The 20,977-nt window shown below is 71.7% G+C and carries 15 protein-coding genes and 1 pseudogene; 7 read left to right on the forward strand and 9 right to left on the reverse strand.

What is annotated here, in order from left to right:
• Window positions 1-110: 110 nt before the first annotated feature.
• Window positions 111-1,049 carry an NADP-dependent oxidoreductase gene (locus ABZX85_RS46865; RefSeq protein ID WP_355884210.1) on the reverse strand — a complete coding sequence of 313 codons (939 nt, stop codon included), beginning with the start codon at window positions 1,047-1,049 and terminating at the stop codon, window positions 111-113.
• Between the two features lie 164 nt (window positions 1,050-1,213).
• On the opposite strand from ABZX85_RS46865, the gene ABZX85_RS46870 reads away from it, so the two are divergent.
• Window positions 1,214-2,491 carry a LuxR C-terminal-related transcriptional regulator gene (locus ABZX85_RS46870; protein WP_355884212.1) on the forward strand — a complete coding sequence of 426 codons (1,278 nt, stop codon included), beginning with the start codon at window positions 1,214-1,216 and terminating at the stop codon, window positions 2,489-2,491.
• 68 nt (window positions 2,492-2,559) lie between these two features.
• Window positions 2,560-3,165 carry a DUF6461 domain-containing protein gene (locus ABZX85_RS46875; RefSeq protein ID WP_355884214.1) on the forward strand — a complete coding sequence of 202 codons (606 nt, stop codon included), beginning with the start codon at window positions 2,560-2,562 and terminating at the stop codon, window positions 3,163-3,165.
• Here the strand turns inward: ABZX85_RS46875 and ABZX85_RS46880 are convergent.
• From ABZX85_RS46880 to ABZX85_RS46895, 4 genes are all read right to left on the reverse strand, one after another.
• Window positions 3,158-4,375 (reverse strand): MFS transporter, encoded by a 1,218-nt coding sequence (locus tag ABZX85_RS46880; protein WP_355884216.1) that lies wholly within the window; start codon window positions 4,373-4,375, stop codon window positions 3,158-3,160. The two genes, ABZX85_RS46875 and ABZX85_RS46880, sit on opposite strands and share 8 nt — an antisense overlap.
• 91 nt (window positions 4,376-4,466) lie before the next feature.
• A complete protein-coding gene (locus tag ABZX85_RS46885) occupies window positions 4,467-5,645 on the reverse strand; it encodes an FAD-dependent oxidoreductase (RefSeq protein WP_355884218.1) in 1,179 nt (392 codons plus the stop codon).
• Between the two features lie 8 nt (window positions 5,646-5,653).
• Complete coding sequence (locus ABZX85_RS46890; RefSeq protein WP_355884220.1) at window positions 5,654-6,904, reverse strand: cytochrome P450; 1,251 nt, start codon at window positions 6,902-6,904, stop codon at window positions 5,654-5,656.
• A gap of 147 nt (window positions 6,905-7,051) precedes the next feature.
• Complete coding sequence (locus ABZX85_RS46895) at window positions 7,052-7,705, reverse strand: TetR family transcriptional regulator (RefSeq protein ID WP_355884222.1); 654 nt, start codon at window positions 7,703-7,705, stop codon at window positions 7,052-7,054.
• Between the two features lie 272 nt (window positions 7,706-7,977).
• Between ABZX85_RS46895 and ABZX85_RS46900 the strand changes: the two genes are divergently transcribed.
• Both ABZX85_RS46900 and ABZX85_RS46905 read left to right on the forward strand, forming a co-directional pair.
• Window positions 7,978-9,459: an MFS transporter gene (locus ABZX85_RS46900; RefSeq protein ID WP_355884224.1), complete on the forward strand. Its 1,482-nt coding sequence runs from the start codon at window positions 7,978-7,980 to the stop codon at window positions 9,457-9,459.
• A gap of 114 nt (window positions 9,460-9,573) precedes the next feature.
• Complete coding sequence (locus ABZX85_RS46905; protein ID WP_355884226.1) at window positions 9,574-10,287, forward strand: SDR family oxidoreductase; 714 nt, start codon at window positions 9,574-9,576, stop codon at window positions 10,285-10,287.
• Window positions 10,288-10,482: 195 nt separating this feature from the next.
• On the opposite strand, the gene ABZX85_RS46910 is transcribed toward ABZX85_RS46905, so the two are convergent.
• Window positions 10,483-11,262: a hypothetical protein gene (locus tag ABZX85_RS46910; RefSeq protein ID WP_355884228.1), complete on the reverse strand. Its 780-nt coding sequence runs from the start codon at window positions 11,260-11,262 to the stop codon at window positions 10,483-10,485.
• Window positions 11,263-11,474: 212 nt separating this feature from the next.
• On the opposite strand from ABZX85_RS46910, the gene ABZX85_RS46915 reads away from it, so the two are divergent.
• Entirely contained in the window at window positions 11,475-12,569 is a 1,095-nt protein-coding gene (locus ABZX85_RS46915) for an alpha/beta hydrolase (RefSeq protein WP_355884229.1), read from the forward strand.
• Between the two features lie 106 nt (window positions 12,570-12,675).
• Here the strand turns inward: ABZX85_RS46915 and ABZX85_RS46920 are convergent, their stop codons facing one another.
• The 3 genes and pseudogenes from ABZX85_RS46920 to ABZX85_RS46930 all read right to left on the reverse strand — a co-directional run bounded on the left by ABZX85_RS46920 (window position 12,676) and on the right by ABZX85_RS46930 (window position 15,783).
• Window positions 12,676-13,782, reverse strand: coding sequence for a hypothetical protein (locus ABZX85_RS46920; protein WP_355884231.1), 1,107 nt, complete (start codon window positions 13,780-13,782; stop codon window positions 12,676-12,678).
• Window positions 13,783-13,879: 97 nt separating this feature from the next.
• A pseudogene (locus ABZX85_RS46925) lies at window positions 13,880-14,398 on the reverse strand (transcriptional regulator); the annotation flags it as partial.
• A 176-nt stretch (window positions 14,399-14,574) separates the two neighbouring features.
• Entirely contained in the window at window positions 14,575-15,783 is a 1,209-nt protein-coding gene (locus tag ABZX85_RS46930; RefSeq protein WP_355884233.1) for a LuxR C-terminal-related transcriptional regulator, read from the reverse strand.
• Between the two features lie 173 nt (window positions 15,784-15,956).
• On the opposite strand from ABZX85_RS46930, the gene ABZX85_RS46935 reads away from it, so the two are divergent.
• Complete coding sequence (locus tag ABZX85_RS46935) at window positions 15,957-16,976, forward strand: amidohydrolase family protein (protein WP_355884235.1); 1,020 nt, start codon at window positions 15,957-15,959, stop codon at window positions 16,974-16,976.
• An 84-nt stretch (window positions 16,977-17,060) separates the two neighbouring features.
• Window positions 17,061-20,774 carry a helix-turn-helix domain-containing protein gene (locus ABZX85_RS46940; RefSeq protein WP_355884237.1) on the forward strand — a complete coding sequence of 1,238 codons (3,714 nt, stop codon included), beginning with the start codon at window positions 17,061-17,063 and terminating at the stop codon, window positions 20,772-20,774.
• Window positions 20,775-20,977 lie beyond the last annotated feature (203 nt).

Genomic DNA, 20,977 nt, shown 5'->3' on the forward strand with positions numbered 1-20,977 from the left:
CCCTGACGGCGATCGTTCCTTCCTCGCCCCGCTCCGCAGGGGTCCGATTCCTCCCCGGCCTGAAGGCCGGGGCATCCTCGGAGGTATCAGGTGAATGTTCGGGGTGCGCTTCAAGGGAGAAGGACCAGCTTGCCCCGGGGGTGACCGGCCTCGCTGAGCCGGTGGGCCAGGGCGGCCTCGGCGAGCGGGAGGCCGCGGTCGATGCGTACGGTGAGCCGGCCTTCGGCGGCCTCGCGGGCGTACTCGGCGAGCCGCGCGCCGAATCCCGGGCGGGGGCCGGTGGACATGGTGATGCCGAGTTCGAGGGCGCGGGTGTCGTGGATGGTGACGATCCGGTCGGTGGTGCCGCCGCGCAGTTCCATGGAGATCTCCAGGGCGTCGACACCGGCGTCGTACACGGCGTCCACGCCCTGCGGGGCGGCGGCACGGACCCGGTCGACGACGCCGTCGCCGTACGTCACGGGGACGGCTCCGAGCGAGCGGAGGAAGTCGTGGTTCGCCTCGGAGGCAGTGCCGATGACAGTGACGCCCCGGCGGACCGCGAGCTGGACGCCGACCGAGCCGACGACACCGGCGGCGCCGTGCAGCAGCAGCGTCTCGCCGGCCGTCACCTTCAGGAGGTCCAGGACACGGTCGGAGGTCTCCACGGCGACGGGCAGCGCGGCGGCCGTCTCCCAGCCGAGGCCGGCCGGCTTGGGGCCGACGTCCTCGGCCCTGGCGAGAGCGTACTGCGCGTACGCGCCGGTGATGCCGGCGACGGGGAAATCGGGGGCGATGTTGAAGCCGAGGACCTCGTCCCCCACCGCCACGCCGGTGACGCCCTCACCGACCTCGTCCACGACGCCCGCCACTTCGCCTCCGGGGACGGCGGGGAAGGCCATGGGGAACATCTGGTGCAGCCACCCGTAGCGGATCTTGTAGTCGATCGGGTTGACGCCGGCGGCCATGACCCTCAGCCGGACCTGGCCGGGGCCGGCGTGCGGCTCCTCGACCTCGGCGAACCGAAGGACCTCGGAACCGCCGTACTCGCTGTAAACGACTGCCTTCATGCCGGGAACTCCTCTGTACACGTACATGCCGCCGCGGAAAAGGGCGGTGTTCAACACCTCCGATTCTTGACAGCGGCGGTCCGGCCACCCGCTGTCCTTTCGGACGGTTGTGGCCGGTCGAAAGGACAGCGCCCGGCCGGAACGGGCTGGTTAGGCTGGTGGACATGGACCTCTCCGTCGCAGCCGAAGTGATCGGGGCATCCAAGCCCGAGACCCTGCCGCGCCTGTCCTCCGCCCTGGCCGGCACCCTTCCCCACAGCGGGCTGGCCGAACTGATCACGTGCGCGCAGTCGCCCTTCAAAGCCCACGGGGAATCCCCCGGCGGCGCCGGCACCGCCGTGACCATCGCCGAGGTGGCCGCGCTGCGGCCCCTGGTCCCCGCAGGCGGGATCTGGCAGGGCCGGGCCACCATGGCGGGCGTCGACGTACCGGTGGTGGCGTTGTCCAGCGCCCGCACCGAGCCGGCGGCGCTGCTGGTCCTCCTGCGGGCCGAGGACACGCCCGTGCCACCGGAGCGGCTGGCACCTGCGCTGGCGTTGTGGGACCTGCTGACCGCCCACCGCGTGACCGTCCACACCGACGTCATCCCTCCCGGGAGACTGGCCACCTCGCGGGCCGCGGCAGCCGCGCGTGCGATCGCCATCTCCGAACTGGGCGAATCGCACGCGACCGCCCTGACCACGCTTCTGCGCACGCTCCGCGACCGGGACCTGGCCGACGCCGACGTCCGTACGCGTGCCACCGACCTCACGGTCACCGCCCTGTCCGAACTGCGTGCGCGCGTCGAACTCGATCAGGCGCTGGTCGAGGAGCGTGCCGCGGACGCCTTCGACCGGCTAACCGATTCCCTGCGCCGGATGCTGCGGCCTCGCGGCGTACGGCTGGACCTCGGCATCCCCGGTGCGGAGGAGGGCGCCGACCGAATGCTGCCCGGTGACGTCGTGCACGCGGTCTCCGCGGTGGTACGTGCCGTCGTGTACGTCTCCCTGGAGGATCAGGGCGCGGTCGCCGGCCGTCAGGTCGGGCGGATACACGTCGGCTGGAAGGTCGGCGACACCCACCTGCGCGCCACCGTCCGGGACGACGGACCCGGCGCCCTCTCCCGGCGGTCCTTCGACGCACGCCGGGTCGTCGAGCGGCTGGCCCCTCTCGGCGGACGCCTCGACGTGGACGCCGTACCGGACTGGGGTACGACAGTCACCGTCGAAGTCCCGCTCGCCTCGTCCGACACCCCCCTCCAGGACCCGCTCACCGACCTCGGCGCCCGCGAGCTGGAAGTACTGGAACAGCTCGCCCGCGGGCGCCGCAACCGCGACATCGCCCACCAGCTCCACATCAGCGAGTCCACGGTGAAGTTCCACCTGGCCAAGATCTTCGACAAACTCGGCGTCACCTCCCGAGGAGAGGCCGCGGCGCTCGCCCACCAATGGGGCGCCGTATAGCGCGAACGCCGAACGACGGGCAGTGCCTCTCCCCGCCGATGTCAGTGGCATCGGCGAGGATCTCCCGCATGACGACGACCGCCACCGCCTACACCTGGTTCGAGGAACGCTTCCCGGACCTCGCCGAGGCGTACTGCTTCACCCTGGTGCACGACCTCTCCCCCGCCGACCTGCTCCACCGCCTCGGCGGCACGAACGAACCGGCGCTGACCGGCGCGGACGAGTTCGTCGAGGCCGCCTTCGAGTTCTCCGACCGGTACGACGGCAAGCGGCAGCTCGTCGCGATGACCACCGTCGGATCGTGGACCCTGATGATCGAGGCCAACGGCTATCTCGGCGTCACCGAGGAACGGGCGCTGGACGCCTCGGCCGGCACCCGCTGGGTGTCGCACTTCGTCAACGTCAACGCGCTCGACGCGTTCCTCTGGGCCGAGGACTCCGCGCCGCGCCTCACGTTCGAGCCCATGTATCCCGACCACCGCTGGGGCTCCACCCCCGACGAACTCCTGGCCGTCATGCGCGACATCGGCTTCCACTTCGGGGACGACATCCCCGAGCTCGACCTCTCCGCGTCGGCCGCGTTCGCCCTCGCCGAGCACCTGACCGGTGTCGCCGTCACTCCGGAGCTGCTGGAGAGCACCACGTTCACCTGCGGTGGCGTCGCGGTCAGGTGACCGCCGTCTTCGGGACGAGGGCGCGGACGGAGGGGGTGGAGACCATGACGAGGGTGGCGAGGAGGATGAGGGTGGCGGCTGCGTAGAGGGTGGTGTGGAGGCCGAGGAGGAGGACGGCGGGGCCGGCGGTGAACTGGGCGAGGGGGATGGCCAGGTAGGAGCCGAGGTCGTCGTAGGCGTAGACGCGGGCGAGGCGGTTCTCCGGGATCTGTTCGTTGAGGGTGGAGTACCAGGCGACCCCGGCCTGTTCGACGCCCACGCCCGCGACGAAGTTGGCGACGGCCAGCACCCACGTGTACGGGGCGAGCGCGAGCAGCAGCGGAGTCGTCGCCGTCAGTCCCATCAGCGCGCAGCCGACCAGGATCGGCCGCCGGGGCCGCCAGCGCAGGGACAGGACGCCCCCGGCGACCGCGCCGAGCGAGGACGCGGCGACGGCCAGCCCCCAGCCGCCGCGCCCGATGCCGGTGCTGTCGGCGATGGCCGGCCCGAGGACGGTGAACGTGGCGGTGAGCCCGGCGTTGAGGAAGCAGAAGGCGACCACGATCACCCACACCCAGCTCCGGGAGGTGAACTCCCGCCAGCCGACCCGGAGTTCGTGCACGAGGCCGGGGCTGGGCTCGGGTGGTGCGACCTGGACGCGGATCAGCGCGAACGTCGCGGCGGCGAGCACGAAGGTGAGGGCGTCGACGGCGAGTCCCCAGCCGGGCCCGACGGCGGCGACCAGGACACCGCCCAGCGAGGCGCCGAGGATCGTCGCGCTGCTCCCCGAGATCCGGGAGAGCGCGAGGGCGGCACGCCGGGAGTCAACAGGCACGGTCTGCGGCAACAGGGCCTGCGCGGCGGGCTGGTAGCAGGAACCCGCCGCCCCGTTGACCGCGGCGAGCGCCATGAGCAGCGGGACGGTCGCGTTGTCGGTGAGCACCAGTGCGGCGACCACCGCCTGGCTCACAGCGCTCACCGCGCTGCTGCCGACGAGCAGCGGCCCTCGCGGCATCCGGTCCGCCAGCACCCCGCCGTACAGCAGGAAGAGGATGCCGGTCAGGGAGTACGCCCCGACCACGAGGCCGAGCTTCCCGACCGAGCCGGTCGCGTCGAGGACGGCGAAGGCCAGGGCGATCGGCGCCATCCCGTTGCCGAGCAGGTTGGCGGTCGTACCGATGAAGAGGTGACGGAATGCGCGGTGCCTCAGGGGCGTCAGGGCGTCGGACACGCGGTTGATCGTCGGGGACGGGCGGTGGGGCCGTCAAAGGGTTATCGGGCCGGTGCCATGGTGAACTCCCTCCGGGGCGTGGGCTGTTCGCTCACTCCCCCGGTGGCTGGTAGCCGGTGCGGTCGGCCACGAGGCGGCGGAGTTTGCGCAGTTCCCGGTGGCTGTTCCAGCCGAGGACGCCCACGACCTCGCCGTCGAGGGCGTAGGCGGCGACGAACTTGCCGTCGTCGGGGCTGCCGTCGACGACCGTGACGTCGGCGCCGGCCGGGAGGATGCCGAACGCCTGGACGCGGGTGTCGTACTGGTCGCTCCAGAAGTAGGGGACGGGGGCGAACGGGCGTGCTTCGCCGAGGATGTTCGCGGCGACGGCGATGCCCTGTTCGGTGGCGTTGAGGCGGTGTTCGACGCGCATCCGGCGGCCGAAGTCGGGGTGGTGCCAGGAGGCGACGTCGCCGGCGGCGTAGATGCCGGGGGCGGCCCGGCAGTGGGCGTCGCACTCCACGCCGTCGCCGAGGGCGAGTCCGGAGTCGGCGAGCCAGCCGGTGGCCGGGGTGGAGCCGACGGCGACGACGACGGCGTCCGCGTCGAGGCGTGTGCAGTCGGTGAGTTCGACGGCGACGACCCGGCCGGCGAGTGCGACGAAGCGGGCGACGCCGGTGCCGAGGCACAGCCGGACGCCGCGCCCGCGGTGCAGGTCGGCGACCAACGCCCCTACGGTGTCGCCGAGTTGGCGGAAAAGCGGCAGGGGCAGGGGGTCGACGAGGGTGACGTCGAGGTCCATCTTCCGTGCCACGGCGGCGACTTCGGCGCCGAGGAAGCCCGCGCCGACGATCACGACCCGGGGCCGGGCGAGGAGGTGGGTGCGCAGGGCGAGGGCGTCGTCGAGGGTGCGCAGGGTGTGGACGCCGGCGAGGTGGTCGCCGGGGAGGCGGCGCGGGGTGACCCCGGTCGCGACGACCAGGGTGCCGTAGGGGACGCGGTCGCCGTCGTCGAGGGTGATCTTGCGGGCGGTGGCGTCGAGGGCCACGGCGCGGGTGCCGAGGCGGAGTTCGGCGCCGAGCCCGGCGAGGGCCGTCTCGTCGCGCAGGCGTGTCCGCTCGGGTTCCCAGGCGCCGGAGAGGATCTGCTTGGACAGGGGCGGGCGGTCGTAGGGGAGGTGGGGTTCGTCGCCGATGAGGGTCAGCGTTCCGTCGTACCCCTTGTTGCGGAGCGCTTCGGCGGTGGCGAGGCCCGCTGCGGAGGCTCCCACGATCACCACGTCGTCGGTCATGGCGGGCCTCACCAGGTGACGGGGAGTGCGTAGGCGCCGAAGACGAACCCGTCGTGCTTGAAGGGGATGTCGTCGAGGCCGGCGGCGAGTGCGAGGGTGGGGACGCGGCGCAGGAGGGTGGGGAAGGCGACCTGGAGTTCCATGCGGGCGAGCGGCTGGCCGAGGCACTGGTGGACGCCGTAGCCGAAGGCGACGTGGCGGCGGGCGTCGCGGGTGAGGTCGAGGCGGTCGGGGTCGGGGAAGACCTTCGGGTCGCGGTTGGCGGTCTCGTTGACCGGGATGATGCCCTCGCCCGCCTTGATCAGCCGGCCGCCGATCTCGATGTCTTCGAGGGCGACGCGGCGCAGTCCGCCGTGGGTGATGGTGAGCCAGCGCAGGAGTTCGTCGACGGCTCCGGCAATCACCTTCGGGTCGTCGGTGTCGCGTACCAGGGCGAGTTGCTCCGGGTGCCGCAGGAGGGCGAGGGTGCCGAGCGTGATCATGTTGGCGGTGGTCTCGTGGCCCGCGAAGAGCATGAGGACGCCCATCTCGGTGGCTTCCTCGCGGGTGAGGTCGCCGGTCTTGACGCGTTCGGCGAGCCGGGAGAGGAGGTCCTCGGCGGGGTCGGCGAGTTTTCCGTCGAGGAGGCCGCCGAGATAGTCCGCGAGGCGGCGGCGGGCCTGGGAGCGGTCGTCGCCGGAGGAGTCGCGGTTGATGATGGTCTGGCTGTTCGACTGGAAGAAGTCGTGGTCGTCGTAGGGGACGCCGAGCAGGTCGGAGATGACCAGGGACGGCAGGGGCAGGGCGAACGCCTCGACGAGGTCGGCGGGCCGGGGGCCGTCGAGCAGCCGGTCGACGAGGGTGTCGGCGGTCCGCTGGGTGGCCGGGCGCAGGGCCTCGACGCGTTTGACGGTGAAGGCGGCCGTCGCCGTCCGCCGCAGCCGGGCGTGCTCGGGGTCGTCCATCATGATGAAGCTGGTGCCGACCGAGGTCCTGCCCTGTTCCTTGAGCCGTTCGATGAACAGGGCTTCGCTGCGGGCGAGTTTGGGGGCGCCGGGGCGGAACGGGTCGGCGCTGACGCGCGGGTCGGCCAGGACGGCCCGGTGTTCCTCCCAGCCGGTGACCAGCCAGGCGACGGTGCCGTCCCAGAGGGTGATCCGGGTGACGGGGGCCTCTTCCTGGCGGGCGCGCATCGCGGGGGCCGGGTCGAGAGGGCATCGGGCGGGTCGGGAGATGTCGTACTCGGGAATCTCCTGGGAGTTTCCTGCGGGACGGGTCACCGCTTCCTCCTCGCTCGTGGGGGGCCAGTGGGGGACGTGGAGGTCGTCCCCGGGCGTTCAGGCAACACGAGCCAGCAAGTTAAGTCAAATGATTGATTTAATTTACGGCCATGCGGGCGCCGCGGTCGCCGGCGGCCCCCGAGCAGGTCAGCCGGCGTCCGTGACCGGGGCCTGCCACAGTGCGACGATCGCGTCGACCAGGCCGTCCGCCGCGCCCCGCCAGCTCGCGCGGGTGGTCGGGAGGCCGTCGCACAGGGCCCGTTCCCGTTCGGCGACCATCTGCGTGATGAGGTGCCGGGTCATGGAGGTGCGTTCGGCGTGGACCTCGGCGGGGAGGTCGGGCGAGCGGCGGAACATGCCGTCCTGGAGCCGGGCCATCGAGGGCGAGGCGGCGGCGAACTCGTCGGCGGTGATCGCGCGCAGCCCGGGGTCGGCGGTGAGCTGGGCCATGAGGCGGCCGTACCAGCTCGGGGTGCCCAGCGACTCGACGTGGCGGACGACCGGGTGGACCGCGCACTCGACCCAGTCCCGCAGGGCCGAGGAGTCGTCGAGTCCGGCGAGCATGGCGTGCCGGAAGACCTCTATGCCCGTGGAGTGCCGGCGGACGAGCGCGCGGACCAGGTCTATCTTCGTGCCGAAGTGGTAGCTGACGGCGGCGTTGTTGCCCTGTCCGGCCGCCAGGGAGATCTGCCGGTTGGCCACCGCGTGCACACCGTGTTCCGCGAACAGCCGCTCCGCCGCGTCCAGCAGCGCCTCGCGCGTCGCCGTGACCTGCTCGTCCCGCCTCGTTCTGCCGCCCATCACCACCGCCTCGTTCCGGGACCTCACACTTTTCCGCGACGGCCCGTCCCCCAGGCCGTGCGGCCCCCGGTCTGACCAGCGGGGACGGACGACGAAAGCGTACGCAACACGGCGGCCGGTCCGGGCCGCCGGTCTCCACAGCCTCACCATGGAGTGTTCCCGCCGGATTCAGCCAGGCCGACTTGAACATGCCTACCCCCCGACGTACATTTTAAATCAACCCGTTGACTTATGACGGTGCGTCCATCCACCCCGCCCTCCGGAGACCAGTCATGTCCGAGACCCCCACACCCACCGCGGACACCCCGACGGCCGCGCCACCGAATCCGAACGTGATCGTGGCCGTGCTGGCCTTCGCCGGGATCGTCGTCTCGCTCATGCAGACGCTCGTGATCCCGATCGTCCCTGAGCTGCCGAAACTCCTGGACGCGCCGGCCTCGGACACGGCCTGGGCCGTCACCGCGACCCTGCTCGCGGCGGCGGTCGCGACACCGATCGCCGGGCGTCTCGGCGACATGTACGGCAAGCGTCTGATGCTGCTGACCAGCCTCGTCGCGCTGACGGCGGGCTCGACGGTCGTCGCGCTCAGCGACTCCCTCACTCCGATGATCGTCGGTCGGCTCCTCCAGGGGCTGTCCGCCGGTGTGATCCCGCTGGGGCTGAGCATCATGCGGGACGAGCTGCCCGCCGAGAAGCTGGCCTCCTCCACCGCGCTGATGAGCGCCTCGCTCGGTATCGGGGCCGCGCTGGGGCTGCCGATCGCCGCGTTCGTCGCCGACAACTTCGACTGGCACATGCTGTTCTGGGCGTCGGCGGTGATGGGCGCGGTCGCGACGGTGACGGTGCTGCTGCTCGTGCCCGAGTCGAAGGTGCGCAGCGGCGGGCGGTTCGACCTCGTCGGCAGTGCCGGGCTGGCCGGCGGGCTCGTCTGTCTGCTGCTGGCGATCTCCAAGGGCGGTGACTGGGGCTGGGGCAGCGGCACCACCCTCGCGCTGTTCGCGGGCGCCGTCGTCACGTTCCTGGCCTGGGGCTACTTCGAGCTGCGCACCGAGCAGCCGCTGGTCGACCTGCGCACCACCGCGCGCCCGCAGGTCCTCTTCACCAACCTCGCCGGGCTGGCCTTCGGGTTCTCGCTGTTCGCGATGCAGCTGATCGTCCCGCAGATCCTCCAGCTGCCGGAGCAGACCGGGTACGGGCTCGGCGAGGATCTCCTCACCGTCGGTCTGGTGCTCGCGCCGCAGGGGCTGATCGTGATGGTCGCCGCGCCGTTGTCGTCGAAGATCTCGCAGGCCAAGGGGCCGAAGCTGACGCTCATGATCGGTGCGCTGATCGTGGCCGCCGGGTACGCGCTCAACATCTTCATGATGAGCGAGATCTGGCAGCTGATCTTCATCTCCTGCGTCATCGGCGTCGGGATCGGCTTCGCGTACGGGGCGCTGCCCATGCTGATCATGGGTGCGGTGCCGGTCTCCGAGACCGGTGCGGCGAACGCCTTCAACACGCTGATGCGGTCCATCGGTACGTCCATCGCGAGCGCCGCGACCGGCGTGATCCTGGCCCAGATGACCACCGACTTCGCCGGGCACGCGCTGCCCTCCGAGGACTCCTTCAAGGTCATCATGGGCATCGGGTGCGGGGCCGCGCTGCTGGCGTTCCTGCTGTCGTCGTTCCTGCCCCGGCATCGGGCGGCGCTCGCGGGGGACGTGGGGGCGGCGAAGACGGTGGCTCCGGCGGAGGCGGGGCGGCAGGGGTAGTCGGCGGGGCGGGGGGCGGTTCGGGGCCGGCTCCGGGTCTCGCCGGTACGGGGGGGGCGGCTCTCTCCGAAGCGATCTCCCCCTTCCCTCTCTCTGACGAACAGGAGCACCTCCGTGGCCGTCGGCCTCCTGCACGACAAGGTCGCCGTCATCACCGGCGTGGGTGCGGCCGGGACGATCGGGGCGGTCACCGCGGAGCTGTTCGTCAGGGAGGGCGCGTGGGTGGTCGCCGCCGACATCAGCGGTGCGCAGAGGGCGACGGCGATCGCCCTCGGGCCGGCGGCGGCGCCCTTCCAGGGGGACATCACGCGGGAGGAGGACGTCGAGGCGATGTTCGCCTACGCCGTCGAGACGTTCGGGCGGGTCGACATCCTGGTCAACGTCGAGGAGTTCGAGAACCTGGCCTCGGTGCACCTGCGCGGCACGCTCCTCACCAACAAGCACGCCGTCCACGCGATGGCCCCGCGCGGCGGCTCGATCGTCAACTTCTCCCCGGCGTCGGCCCTGGACACCGACCCCCTCGCCGCGCAGGCGTACGCGGCGGCGAGGGCGGGCGTCGACTCCCTCACCCGGTCCTTCGCCGCCCTGTACGGCCCCCGGGGCATCCGCGTCAACGCCGTCACCCCCGGCCTCACCCCGACGCCCAGGAACACCGGCCGCGTCCCGGCCGACACCCTCCGCTCCCTGCCGTCCGGAGCGGCACTCCGACGCGCCGGACGTCCGGAGGAGCAGGCCCGGGTCGCCGCGTTCCTCGCGTCGGACCAGGCGTCGTTCGTGACCGGAGTGGTCGTGCCGGTGGACGGCGGGTGGACGGCGCGGCTGGCTTGAGGCTCCGCCGGTGGCCACCATGGGGCTCACCCGGACGCTGCCCTGACTGCCGGCCGCGCTGCGGGCCGGTGTTCTGGTGGACCGGTTCGACCGGCGTCTGCTGCTGTGGGGGCCGCCGAGACCGCCCGCGACAACGCGACGGAGGCCCGGGACACCGACTGTTCCCGGACCTCCATCCGCGTGGCGGGTCCGTCTCTACGACGACGAGTCGCCGAACGCGATGCCCCGGCGGGAGCCGCCCACCCAGCCGCCTCGTTGGTTGAGTTCGCTGCCGCCCTTGAGGTACTGGGTGAGGGTGGTGCGGCCCCGGCCGTTGGGGGTCGCGTTGCCGCAGTACTGCTTGACCTCGGCGTCGCTCAGCGGGCGGTAGTTGTACGCCTCCCAGCCGCCGTCCGGGTTCTCGACCTTGACCTGGTAGCCGTTGTCGTACCAGACGTAGTGGCCGTGGAAGCGGTTGGGGAAGTGCAGCTCCCAGTCGCCGTAGATGATGTTGTAGCCCGTGCCCCGGGTGATGTACGCCATCGTGAAGGGCTCCATGGTGCGGTCGACGGTGACCGTGTGGGTGTGGGACTTCTCGAAGCTCTTGCCGAACGACGCGGTCGCCGCGAGGGAGACGGGCTCCCAGAGCGCGGAGGCCAGGGTCGAGGAGATCGACGCGTTGGTGGTCTGGGACGTCGTCTCCGACCAGCTCCAGGTCCGGTGGACCGTGCCGGCGCAGTTGATGACCTTGTTGCCGACCTGGTGCTTCGGGCCGATCGCCGAGTCCAGTGCCTTGGCCGTGTACTTGCAGTAGTCGGCGGTGTTGCAGTGGGAGAGGAGGTCCTCCTCCGAGGGCAGCGGGTCGGCCGCGTTCGCCGTCACCGGGGTCGCGGCGAGAAGCGCGCCGGCGACGCCGAGGGCCGCGCCGAGCACTGCGGCGGTTCGCCGGGCCCTGCCGGTACGGGATGTCGGTGTCGGCGTGTCTGTCTGGGGCATCTGGATCTTCCAGTCGCTCGGAGTGGGGGTGTCACGAAGCGGACATCACCGACACTCGCGGCCCGGAGATTTTTTCAGCAACCCGATTCGGCCGGAGAAAAACACGGCGGTCGTCAGCTGAGGAGGGACGGTCTTCGTCGAGGGGTGCCCTGGCGGTACACCCTTCACAAGGGTCTCCCTCTTGAACGGACATGACGGTTGGCTGTGGGTTCATGAGCCATCCCGCCGCGCGAGTGAGCCGGGTCGGTCCGCAGCGGCGTCAGATCTTGATGATGGGCGGTGCCGCCGTCGCGGCCGGATCGCTCGCCGCCGCCGGGAGCAGCACGACCGCTTACGCACAGACGGCTCAGCGAGGGGCGACGTGGGACAAGACCTTCCCCCGCAGCAACAAGGTCGACCACAAGAAGGTGTCGTTCCACAACCGGCTCGGCATCGAGCTGGTGGCCGACCTGTACAGCCCCAAGCCGCTGAGAGGCCGTGCCCGCGCGTTGATCGTCGGGCACCCGTTCGGCGGTGTGAAGGAACAGACCTCGGGCCTGTACGCGCAGACCATGGCTGAGCGCGGCTTCGTGACGCTGGCGTTCGACGCCTCCTGCAACGGTGAGAGCGGCGGCAGGCCGCGGCACATCGCGTCCCTGGAGACGTTCGTCGAGGACTTCAGCGCCGCCGTGGACCACCTCGGCACCCGCCGCGACGTGGCCCGGGACCGGATCGGCGTCATCGGGGTCTGTGCCGGCGGCGGCTTCGCCCTGAGCGCCGCGCAGATCGATCCGCGTCTCAAGGCCGTCGCGACGGTGAGCATGTACGACATGGGCCGCGCCTACCGCGACGGCCAGGGCTACGCCCCGGTCCCCAGCGAGAGGAACTCCGTCGGGGAGCGCAAGCGGGCGCTTGCCAAGGCGGCCGAGCAACGGTGGGCCGAGTACGACGGCGGGGAGGTGCGCTACAGCGGCGGGAGCGCGGTGCCGTCGAAGCCGTCCCAGCAGGCGGCGGCTGACGAGTTCGCCGAGTACTGCGCGACGCCGCGCGGCCGGCACCCGCGCTCGCATCCGCTGACCCTGACCAGCAACGGCGCGATCGCGAACTTCATGCCGCTCGCCCAGATCGAGCTGACCGCCCCGCGCCCGCTGCTGTTCATCGCGGGCGAGAAGGCGCACTCGCGCTACTACAGCGAGGACGCCTACGCCCAGGCCCCTAAGCCGAGGGAACTCCATGTCGTTCCCGGTGCCGGGCATGTGGACCTCTACGACAAGGTCGAGCTGATCCCGTGGCGGAAGCTCACCGGTTTCTTCGACCAGCACCTCTGATCCAGCAGACAGGGCAGTTCGCAGCCGTCCAAGGAGGGTTGGCACGCGAGGCGACGGCTGATCCGATCTGGCTTTGTCCACGAGAACGGACGGCGGATGCGGTCCGCTAGAAGAGGCCGGCGTGCATGTACTGCGTGAGGTTCTCCGGGATCTCGCGCAACCACGGGCTGCGGACGGCCGGCAGCCGAACCAGGGTGTGCTGAAAGACGCCCGGATCGGCCCGGAACGAGTACCGGGGACGCGGTGCGGGCGGGTCGTCGCGGAGGACGCCGTCGGGCATGCCGCCCGACGCGGGAACCGGCAGGTGCGGCTTGGGGAAAGCCAGCCACCGCCACACCCCGAACGGCACAGGCACCGGGTAGGCCGTAGTGGCGGGGCCGGCCGGGGTCCAGGTCTCTCCGGTCTGAGGATGGGTCGGCACGAGGACGATGTCAGCGTCCGCGTCGGGGGCGGGCTGTCCTGGTCCGGCCAGGACGGCGCGCCGTGCCGGCGGATACGCGGGCAACAGGGCGTCGAGGGCGCGCTGGAACACTTCCTTGCTCAGGCCGTCCGGGACGGTCACCGGTCGGCCCTCCGAGGCTGCCAGCAGGTGAGCGAGTGCCCGGCCGACCGCGGCCTCCCACTGCGGGTTCCACGACCAGAAGTGGTCCGGCCCGAGCCGCGCCCCCCATCTGGCGACCGGCTCGAACGGAGGCGTGCACTTCCCTTCCTCCGACAGCTCCGCCCAGGAGAGCGGTGCGGAGCCGACGCCATCGACGAGGAGACGGCGCACGGCATCCGGGGCAAGCCATACCGCCTGCCAGAGTGAGCAGTCGTCGATCCGGCTCGCCACGGGCAGGCCGCACTCTTCGCATGCCATGTTGGGACCGTCTGCTCCGCCGAGGCCGCAACAGTAGCCGCCGGCCCGCTCCGGGATCAGCAGGGTACCGCGGACGTCGCCAGGTGCGATGACGATCGAGCCGGGGGCGCCGTCGGAGAGGGCGTGGACCGGCGCGTAGATGCCGCGGGCCACCGCCTCGTCCGGATGGATCTCCTCCCATCTCCGCCACGGCGGCCCCCAGGGCTCCGGGTCCACGGCGAACGTGCCCGGCTCCATCAGCACCGGGAGCTGAGTCCCGTTCCCGTACTTCTGGTGAGCGTGGGCCGGCAGGGCGACCCGGGACAGCGGGTTGGTCAGCTCGGCGCCGCACCCCACACACACGAAAACGAACAAATGTCCTCCGCTGGAAACAGAGGGCATCGTCGCAGCTTCACGGCAGACCGGCCAACGTGTTTCGATTCCCCTGCCGGGGCCGAAGCACAGCCGTCCGTCAGCCGGTGGCCGACCGTTCGGTGTCCGGGCCGGCTTCGCTGGTGGCGGCCCAGGTGGCGAGGAGGCGCAGTCCTTCCTCGGAGGGAGAGCCGGGTTCGGCGGTGTAGATGGTGAGGGTGAGACCGGGGGCAGTGGCCATCTCCAGGCCCTCGAAGGCAAGAGTGAGGTCGCCGACGGCCGTGTGGGGGAAGTGCTTGGTGCCGGTGCCGTGGTGGCGGACGTTGTGCGCGCCCCAGCGGGTGCGGAAGGCGTCGCTCAGGGTGGACAGCTCCCCGACCAGGTCGTGGAGGCCCTTGTCGTGGGGGTTGCGGCCGGCCTCCGTGCGCACGATGGCGACGGTGATGTCGGCGAAGGAGTCCCAGCCGGGGTAGAAGCGGCGGGCGGCGGGGTCGAGGAAGGTGAAGCGGGCCAGGTTCTGCTGGTTGCCCGGTGTGGCGTAGAGGTCGGTGCAGAAGGCACGGAAGAGCTGGTCGGCGGCGAGGACGTCCATCCGGCCGTTGCGGACGAACGACGGTCCGGCTCTGGCGTATCCGGATCGCGTAGCTCACGGCCCAGGCTGGACGACAACGGGCCCAGGCCAGTACCTGCGACTCGCCCAACCGCTGAATCGGCGGCACCCGTGGGAGACGTCTCACCCGGGTCGTGAAGTATCTCGGCCTTCCGGGGACGGCAACCTCATGGGCCAGGCCGTGGTCACAGGTGCGCCGCCCTCGCTGCCGCGGCGGCCTCGCCCCTCGTGCGCACTCCGAGCTTGGACAGGATGTTGGCCACGTGGAACTTCGCCGTGTGCTCGGTGATGTGCAATCGTGCGGCGATGCCCCGGTTGCTGTGCCCGCGGGCCAGTTCGGTCAGGACTTCCAGTTCGCGTCGGCTGAGCCCTTCCAGGAGATCCGGCCGGGGGGACGGTGCCGGGGTCAGCGGGAATCGCGCGGTGACCGAGGTGCCCCAGCCGGGGACGGCCTCGATGGCGAAGTCGCCGCCGAGCGCGACGAGTCGTTCCCGCAACCGGTACTCGGCCAGCGCCTCCGGAAACAGCTCCCCGTCTCCGTCGTCGCGGACGCTCACCACCAGTCGGCCGTCCTCCACCTCCCAAGCGATCCTGATCCGGCTCAGCCTCGTGTGCTCCAGCATGACCAGCACGCATCCCCGTACGACCGCGATTCCCCCCTCCACGACAGCGGGTGGCAGCAACCGGTCGGCGTGCCGCGGTCGCGCCAACTCCAGTCGGAAGCCGTTGTGCCGGGCCAGCCCCCGCAACCGCTGGGCGATCACGTCGAACGCCTCACCCGCGGTCCGTTCTCCCGCGACGGAGTCGGTCCGGGCGGCGGTCAACGCGGACGAGGCGATCGACACGGCCGCCTCACGAGCGGTGGCGTCGTCGAACCGGCGCGACCGGAGCGCACCCAGCACCGCGGTCAGCGTGGCCGAGTGCTCGTCCTTGAGGATCAGCATGTCCTTCGCGTGCTCGCCGGCGGCGATCCTCCGGGTGAGCAGGTGTGTCAGGTCGGCCGGACCGGGCTGGACGAGCATCGTCAGCCGTACCAGCGCGATCTCCCCCAGTGCCTGCGCGACAGCACGTCCCTCGTCGGAGTCCGCGGGGTCGACCACGACCAGGACGCAGCCCGCGACCGCCGGGTCGGCGGGCAGTACCGCGAGTGCCTGCCGGGCTGTGCCGCCGAGTACGACAGGCCCGTACCGGGTGCTGCCCGGTGTGACGTCCCTGGCGAGGGCCGTCAGATCGGCGACGGTCGGTTCCGCCCCTCCGTCCGCCAGTTCCTTTCCCCACGCGCGTACTTCGCCGCGCACCAGGACGGCCACCCCGGCATGCGGAACAGAGCCGGCCAGCAGCTCCGACAGGCGGGGCAGCAGTTCCGCGTCGGGCGCGCGCAGCAGGGCGAGCACGGCCTTCAGGGTTCCGGTGTCGATGACCTGCTCCTTCGGCTAGGCAGGACCGCTCCGGCGAGCAGTCGGCTGTGGGCTCCTGCGAGGAAGTATGAACGCGAGGCGCACGTCGATGAGGCATCGACCGTCCCGGTGAGCGGCCACCGGTCCGTCCGTGACAAGCGAGGTAACGCATGAACAGCACCCGTCTGCCGAAAATCACCCTGGAGGAGGCTTACGAGCATCCGGACAGCGTGGCCCGGGTTCTCGGTGACGAGGCCGCGCTGGCCGAGACGTCCCGCGGGGGCGGGGTCACACCGGAGTTCTACCGGCCGGTCCAGGAGAGGCTCGGGGAGTTCGACGAGATGCGCCTGGCCAGCATGGACGCGTCCGGTATCGAGCACCAGATCATCTCCCTGACGGCTCCCGGCGTGCAGATCATCACCGACCCGGTCAGGGCGACCGCCGAGGCCCGTCGGCAGAACGACTTCCTGGCCGAACAGGTGGCCCGGCATCCCGACCGCTACTCCGGATTCGCGGCGGTGGCGCTCCAGGAACCGGTGAACGCCGTCAGGGAACTGCGTCGCGCCATCCGTGACCTCGGCTTCAAGGGCGTGCTGATCAACGGCTACACGAACACCACCGATCCGGCACACGGCCGCTACCTGGACGACCCGGCCTACCACCCGTTCTGGGAAGCGCTGTGCGAACTCCAGGTTCCTCTCTACCTGCACCCGCGCCCCTCCCTGAGCGGGGGCCTCGCGCTCTACGAAGGGCATCCGGAGATGAAGGGCGCTACCTGGGGCTTCGGCACCGAGACGGCGTCGCACGCGGTACGGCTCCTGCTCGGCGGTCACTTCGACCGGTTCCCCACCGCCCAGCTGATCCTGGGGCACATGGGAGAGGCACTGCCCGCCCTTCTCTGGCGCACCCAGCACATGTTCGACGCGAACCCCTTCGACAAGAGGCTCCAGAAGACTCTCCCGGAGTACGTCGCCGACAACATCTGGATCACGACCAGCGGCAACTTCTCCGACCACGCCCTCATCAACGCGGTTCTCACGGTCGGCGCCGACCGCATCCTCTTCTCCGTCGACTACCCCTACTCGCGCAACGCCGACGGGGCGGACTGGATCGAGCGGGCGCCGATCAGCGAACTCGACCGCCGCAAGATCGCCCACGGCAACGCGCGTGCCCTGTTCGGTCTGGGGTGACGTCGGCCGTGCCGGTCACCGCAGGCGCGGACGGGCCGCGATCCCCCGCACTCCGACGGCCGACGAAGGGAAGCAGGTAGTCGCATGGGGCGTCCGGAGAAGCCGGTCGATCCGACGGCCGGTCCGATACAACGGCTCGCCCATGAGCTGCGGGAACTGCGGGAGAGGGCCGGGCGGCCGACGTACCGCCGGATGGCCGGGCAGGCCCACGTCTCGACCGCCGCACTGGCACAGGCTGCCTCCGGCACGCGACTGCCCTCGCTCGACGTGCTGCGAGCGTATGTGCGGGCCTGTGGCGGCGATCCGGCGGAGTGGGAGACGCGCTGGAGGGAGGCCGAGGCCGAAGCGGCGGGAGCGGTGCGCGCGGACGAGCGGGACGTGGCACCTCCGTACCGGGGACTGGCCCGCTTCGAGCCGGACGACCGCGAGGTGTTCTTCGGGCGGGACCGACTCGTCGAGCAACTGTGCGAACTGGTCCGCGACCACCGGTTCGCGGTGGTGTTCGGGGCGTCCGGCAGCGGCAAGTCGTCGCTGCTGCGTGCCGGGCTCGTCCCTCGGCTCCGGGAGAAGGTCTCCGGTGAGAGCCCCGCGGTACTCCGTGTGCTCACGCCCGGACCACGCCCCGCCGAGACGTACGGGCATCTGCTGACGCCGGCCACCGACGAGCCGGAGGCATGGGTGATGGTGGACCAGTTCGAGGAGGTCTTCACCCTGTGCCGGGACAAGGCCGAGCGGGCACGCTTCATCGACCTGCTGCTCGCCGCCCGTGCCCCGGCGAGCCGCCTACGGGTCCTGATCGCCGTACGAGCCGACTTCTACGTCCGTTGCGGTGAGCACCGGGAGCTCGCCGAGGCCCTGCACGGAGCCGGGCTGCTGGTCGGACCGATGAGTGCCGTGGAGCTCCGGGACGTGGTGACCAGGCCCGCGCAGGCGGCCGGACTGATGGTCGAGCGGGATCTGACGGCGCGGATCGTGGCGGAGGTGCTCGACGAGCCCGGGGGGCTGCCGATGCTGTCCCACGCGCTGCTGGAGACGTGGCGGCGCCGACGCGGCCGGATGCTGACCCTGGCGACGTACGAGGCGGTCGGCGGGATGCGGGGCTCGATCGCGGCGAGCGCGGAGGAGACGTACGAACGGCTGTCGGACACGCAGGCGCGAGCCGCCCGGCACCTGTTGCTGCGCATGATCGAGCCAGGGCTCGGCGCCCCCGACACCCGGCGCCCGCTGCCCCGGGCCGAACTCGCCGAGTGCTCTGATCCGGACGTACGGGTCGCCGAAGAAGCCATGACCCGCGCCCGGCTGCTGACCGTCGACGACGACGGTGTCCACCTCGCCCACGAGGCACTCATCACCTGCTGGCCCCGGCTCCAGGGCTGGATCGAGGAGGACCGCGAGCGGCTGCGGCATCACCGGGCCCTGACGGAGGCGGCTCGGGTGTGGCTGGAGCACGACCGTGATCCCGGCACCCTGTACCGGGGCAGCCGGCTCGCCCGCGCCCAGGAGGTTTTCCCCGCTCCCCTCGACGACCCCGCGCTGACCACGACCGAACGGGCCTTCCTGAGCGCCGCGTTCGAGGCCCGGGAGGCGGAGGCCCGGGCAGCCGCACGATCCAGGCACCGCAACCGGACCCTGCTGACGACGCTGTCGGCAGTGCTGGCGGTGGCCTTGGTCGCCGGGCTCGCCGCCTGGCAGCAGCACGCCGACAACCGCCGCCGGACCACCGACGACGCCGCCCGCCGGATCGCCGAGGTCGCCGATGCCCTGCGCACCACCGATCCGCGCACCGCCGGGCTCCTCGGTGTCGCGGCCTGGCGGGTCTCGCGGCTGCCCGAGACCCGCCGGGCGCTGCTCGGCGCCCTCACGCAGCCCGAGACGGACACCTTCGCCGACCCCACGCCGGGCAACTCGCTCGCCCGGTACCTGACCGACTCCGGCCGCACCCTGCTCAGCATCGACGGCCGGACCTGGCGGACCTGGGACGTGGCCGCGCACCGCCGGATCGCGTCCGGCCGGCTGCCCGACGGCCAGGTCTCCGCGGTCGCGCCCGACGGCCGTATCCTCGCCGTCCTGGGAGCCGACGGCCACACCCGGCTGTGGGACACGGCCACCGATCGATGGACACGTGGACCCGCGCCGACACCGGGCACCGTCATCCTGTTCGCCGACGGCGGCCTCTACTCCGAGAACGGCCTCGACAGCGACCTGGTACGGCTGCGCTCGGTCTCCGACGGCCAGGCGCGGTTCCAGGCCACGGTCTCCTCGACCACGGACGTGGCAGCGAGCCAGGGCGGCCGGCTGATGGCGTTCTGCCCCGCCGGACAGGGTCCGCGTGTCTACGAAGTGAGCGACCGGCGTGTCGTGCGCGGGGGATGGGAGAAGGAGGACGAGGTCTGCGCGGACGACCACGCGACGCTGTTGTTCGGTGCCGCCGGCCGGTTCGCTGTCGTGTCCTCGCGCGACGTCCAGATCTGGGACACCGGCACGGGACACGGGATCGCCCGCCTCGATGTGCCGAACGTGTCGACCGCGGCCTTCAGCGCTGACGGAACCCTCCTGGCGACCACGGACGCGCTGGAGATCAAGATCTGGCGGCTGTCCGCACCGGCCGCACCGGTCTTCCGGCACCCCCTCGACGACCAGCACCTCTCCGCCGCCCCGGCCTGGGACCCCACACGCCCCTTGCTGCGCTATGTCGAAGGCGGCACCGTCCACACCCTCGACGTCACGCCGGCCGTCACCGCGCCATGGGTCGACCCTCCACCTGCGGCGACGGCACTGAGCCCGGACGGCCGCACGCTAGCCGTCATGGAGCGCCAGGGCGGCTCCTATCGCGTCCGGCTCCGCGACACCGACCCGACGCAGGGGGAGCGCACGCTGCCGTCCCCGCCGTCGCTCGTCCCGTCCGGCACGCCCCCTGCGGCCCCTTCCTCCAGCATCGCGCCTCTGCTGGCGTTCAGCGCCGACAGCACCGCTCTCGTGTACGGCGCGTCCGACTCCAGCGGGTACGGTCTCCCCCAGCAGCTCACCGTCTGGGATACGGCCCGGGGCCGCCGTATCAGCACGCTGGACCTCCCGGGGGCTGTGGTGGACCTGGCCCTCGGCAACGGTGGGCGCACCCTGTACACGATCCGCGCCTCCGGAGTGGGCAACTTCAGCAACGAGGTCTGGGACATCGCGAGCCACCGGCGTACCGCCGTGTACCCGACCGACTCCGCCCACCTCGCGCTGCGCCCCGACGGACGGCTGCTCGTCACCGACGACGCCGCCGTGCACCTGCCCTCCGGCGCCCTCACCACCCCCGACCTCGTGCGGGGTGCGGGCGTCGGCGCCCTGGCCTTCGCTCCCGACGGCTCCCGCTTCGCGGCCGGTGACCTGACCGGCCGGGTCACCCTGTGGGACAAGGACGTACGCCACAGCGCCGGCGTGCTACGCAGCGTCTTCCCCGGCCCGCTGGGCGACACCGCCGAGGCGGTCGGCGCCCTCGCCCTGAGTCCCGACGGCAGCACGCTCGCCGTCGGCGGCGACTCCGGCAGTCTCCAGCTCTGGGACATCGCGACCCAGCAGCCTCTCGGAAGCGTCCTGTCCACGCCCGACGAGGCCATCACGTCCCTCTCCTTCAGCACCGACAGCGCCACCCTGTACGCGGCCGGCGCCCACGTGCCCCTCCAGCGGTACACCGTCGGCCCCGCCCAAGCCGTGGAGCTGGTCTGCACCCGAGTCGGCGGTACGAACCTCACCAGGGCTCAGTGGCGGACGTACGCGCCGGACGTGCCCTACCGCAGGGTGTGCTCGGGCTGATCCGGCGGGCGGTCCACGACTTCTTCGGCCGTCGGCCGACCCCACCGCGCGACGGGGCGACAGCGGATACGACGACGGCAAGTCACGTGCCGTCCACCCTTCCGGAGGGGTGCTCCGTGACCCGTCCCGGCGTCTGCCGGATTGTCTGCGACCGCGAAGGGAGGTACTGGACAACCTTCCGGTGCCGGAATGTTGGCGCCGGA

It is taken from the genome of Streptomyces sp. NPDC004539, from assembly GCF_040610055.1.
GTDB lineage: Bacteria > Actinomycetota > Actinomycetes > Streptomycetales > Streptomycetaceae > Streptomyces.

Excerpts from the sequence above, each read along its gene's own strand:
- ABZX85_RS46910 (WP_355884228.1), bottom strand. The coding sequence starts at position 11,262 with ATGCCCCAGACAGACACGCCGACACCGACATCCCGTACCGGCAGGGCC.
- ABZX85_RS46865 (WP_355884210.1), bottom strand. The coding sequence starts at position 1,049 with ATGAAGGCAGTCGTTTACAGCGAGTACGGCGGTTCCGAGGTCCTTCGG.
- ABZX85_RS46895 (WP_355884222.1), bottom strand. The coding sequence starts at position 7,705 with ATGGGCGGCAGAACGAGGCGGGACGAGCAGGTCACGGCGACGCGCGAG.
- ABZX85_RS46915 (WP_355884229.1), top strand. The coding sequence starts at position 11,475 with ATGAGCCATCCCGCCGCGCGAGTGAGCCGGGTCGGTCCGCAGCGGCGT.
- ABZX85_RS46900 (WP_355884224.1), top strand. The coding sequence starts at position 7,978 with ATGTCCGAGACCCCCACACCCACCGCGGACACCCCGACGGCCGCGCCA.
- ABZX85_RS46935 (WP_355884235.1), top strand. The coding sequence starts at position 15,957 with ATGAACAGCACCCGTCTGCCGAAAATCACCCTGGAGGAGGCTTACGAG.
- ABZX85_RS46870 (WP_355884212.1), top strand. The coding sequence starts at position 1,214 with ATGGACCTCTCCGTCGCAGCCGAAGTGATCGGGGCATCCAAGCCCGAG.
- ABZX85_RS46885 (WP_355884218.1), bottom strand. The coding sequence starts at position 5,645 with ATGACCGACGACGTGGTGATCGTGGGAGCCTCCGCAGCGGGCCTCGCC.
- ABZX85_RS46875 (WP_355884214.1), top strand. The coding sequence starts at position 2,560 with ATGACGACGACCGCCACCGCCTACACCTGGTTCGAGGAACGCTTCCCG.
- ABZX85_RS46940 (WP_355884237.1), top strand. The coding sequence starts at position 17,061 with ATGGGGCGTCCGGAGAAGCCGGTCGATCCGACGGCCGGTCCGATACAA.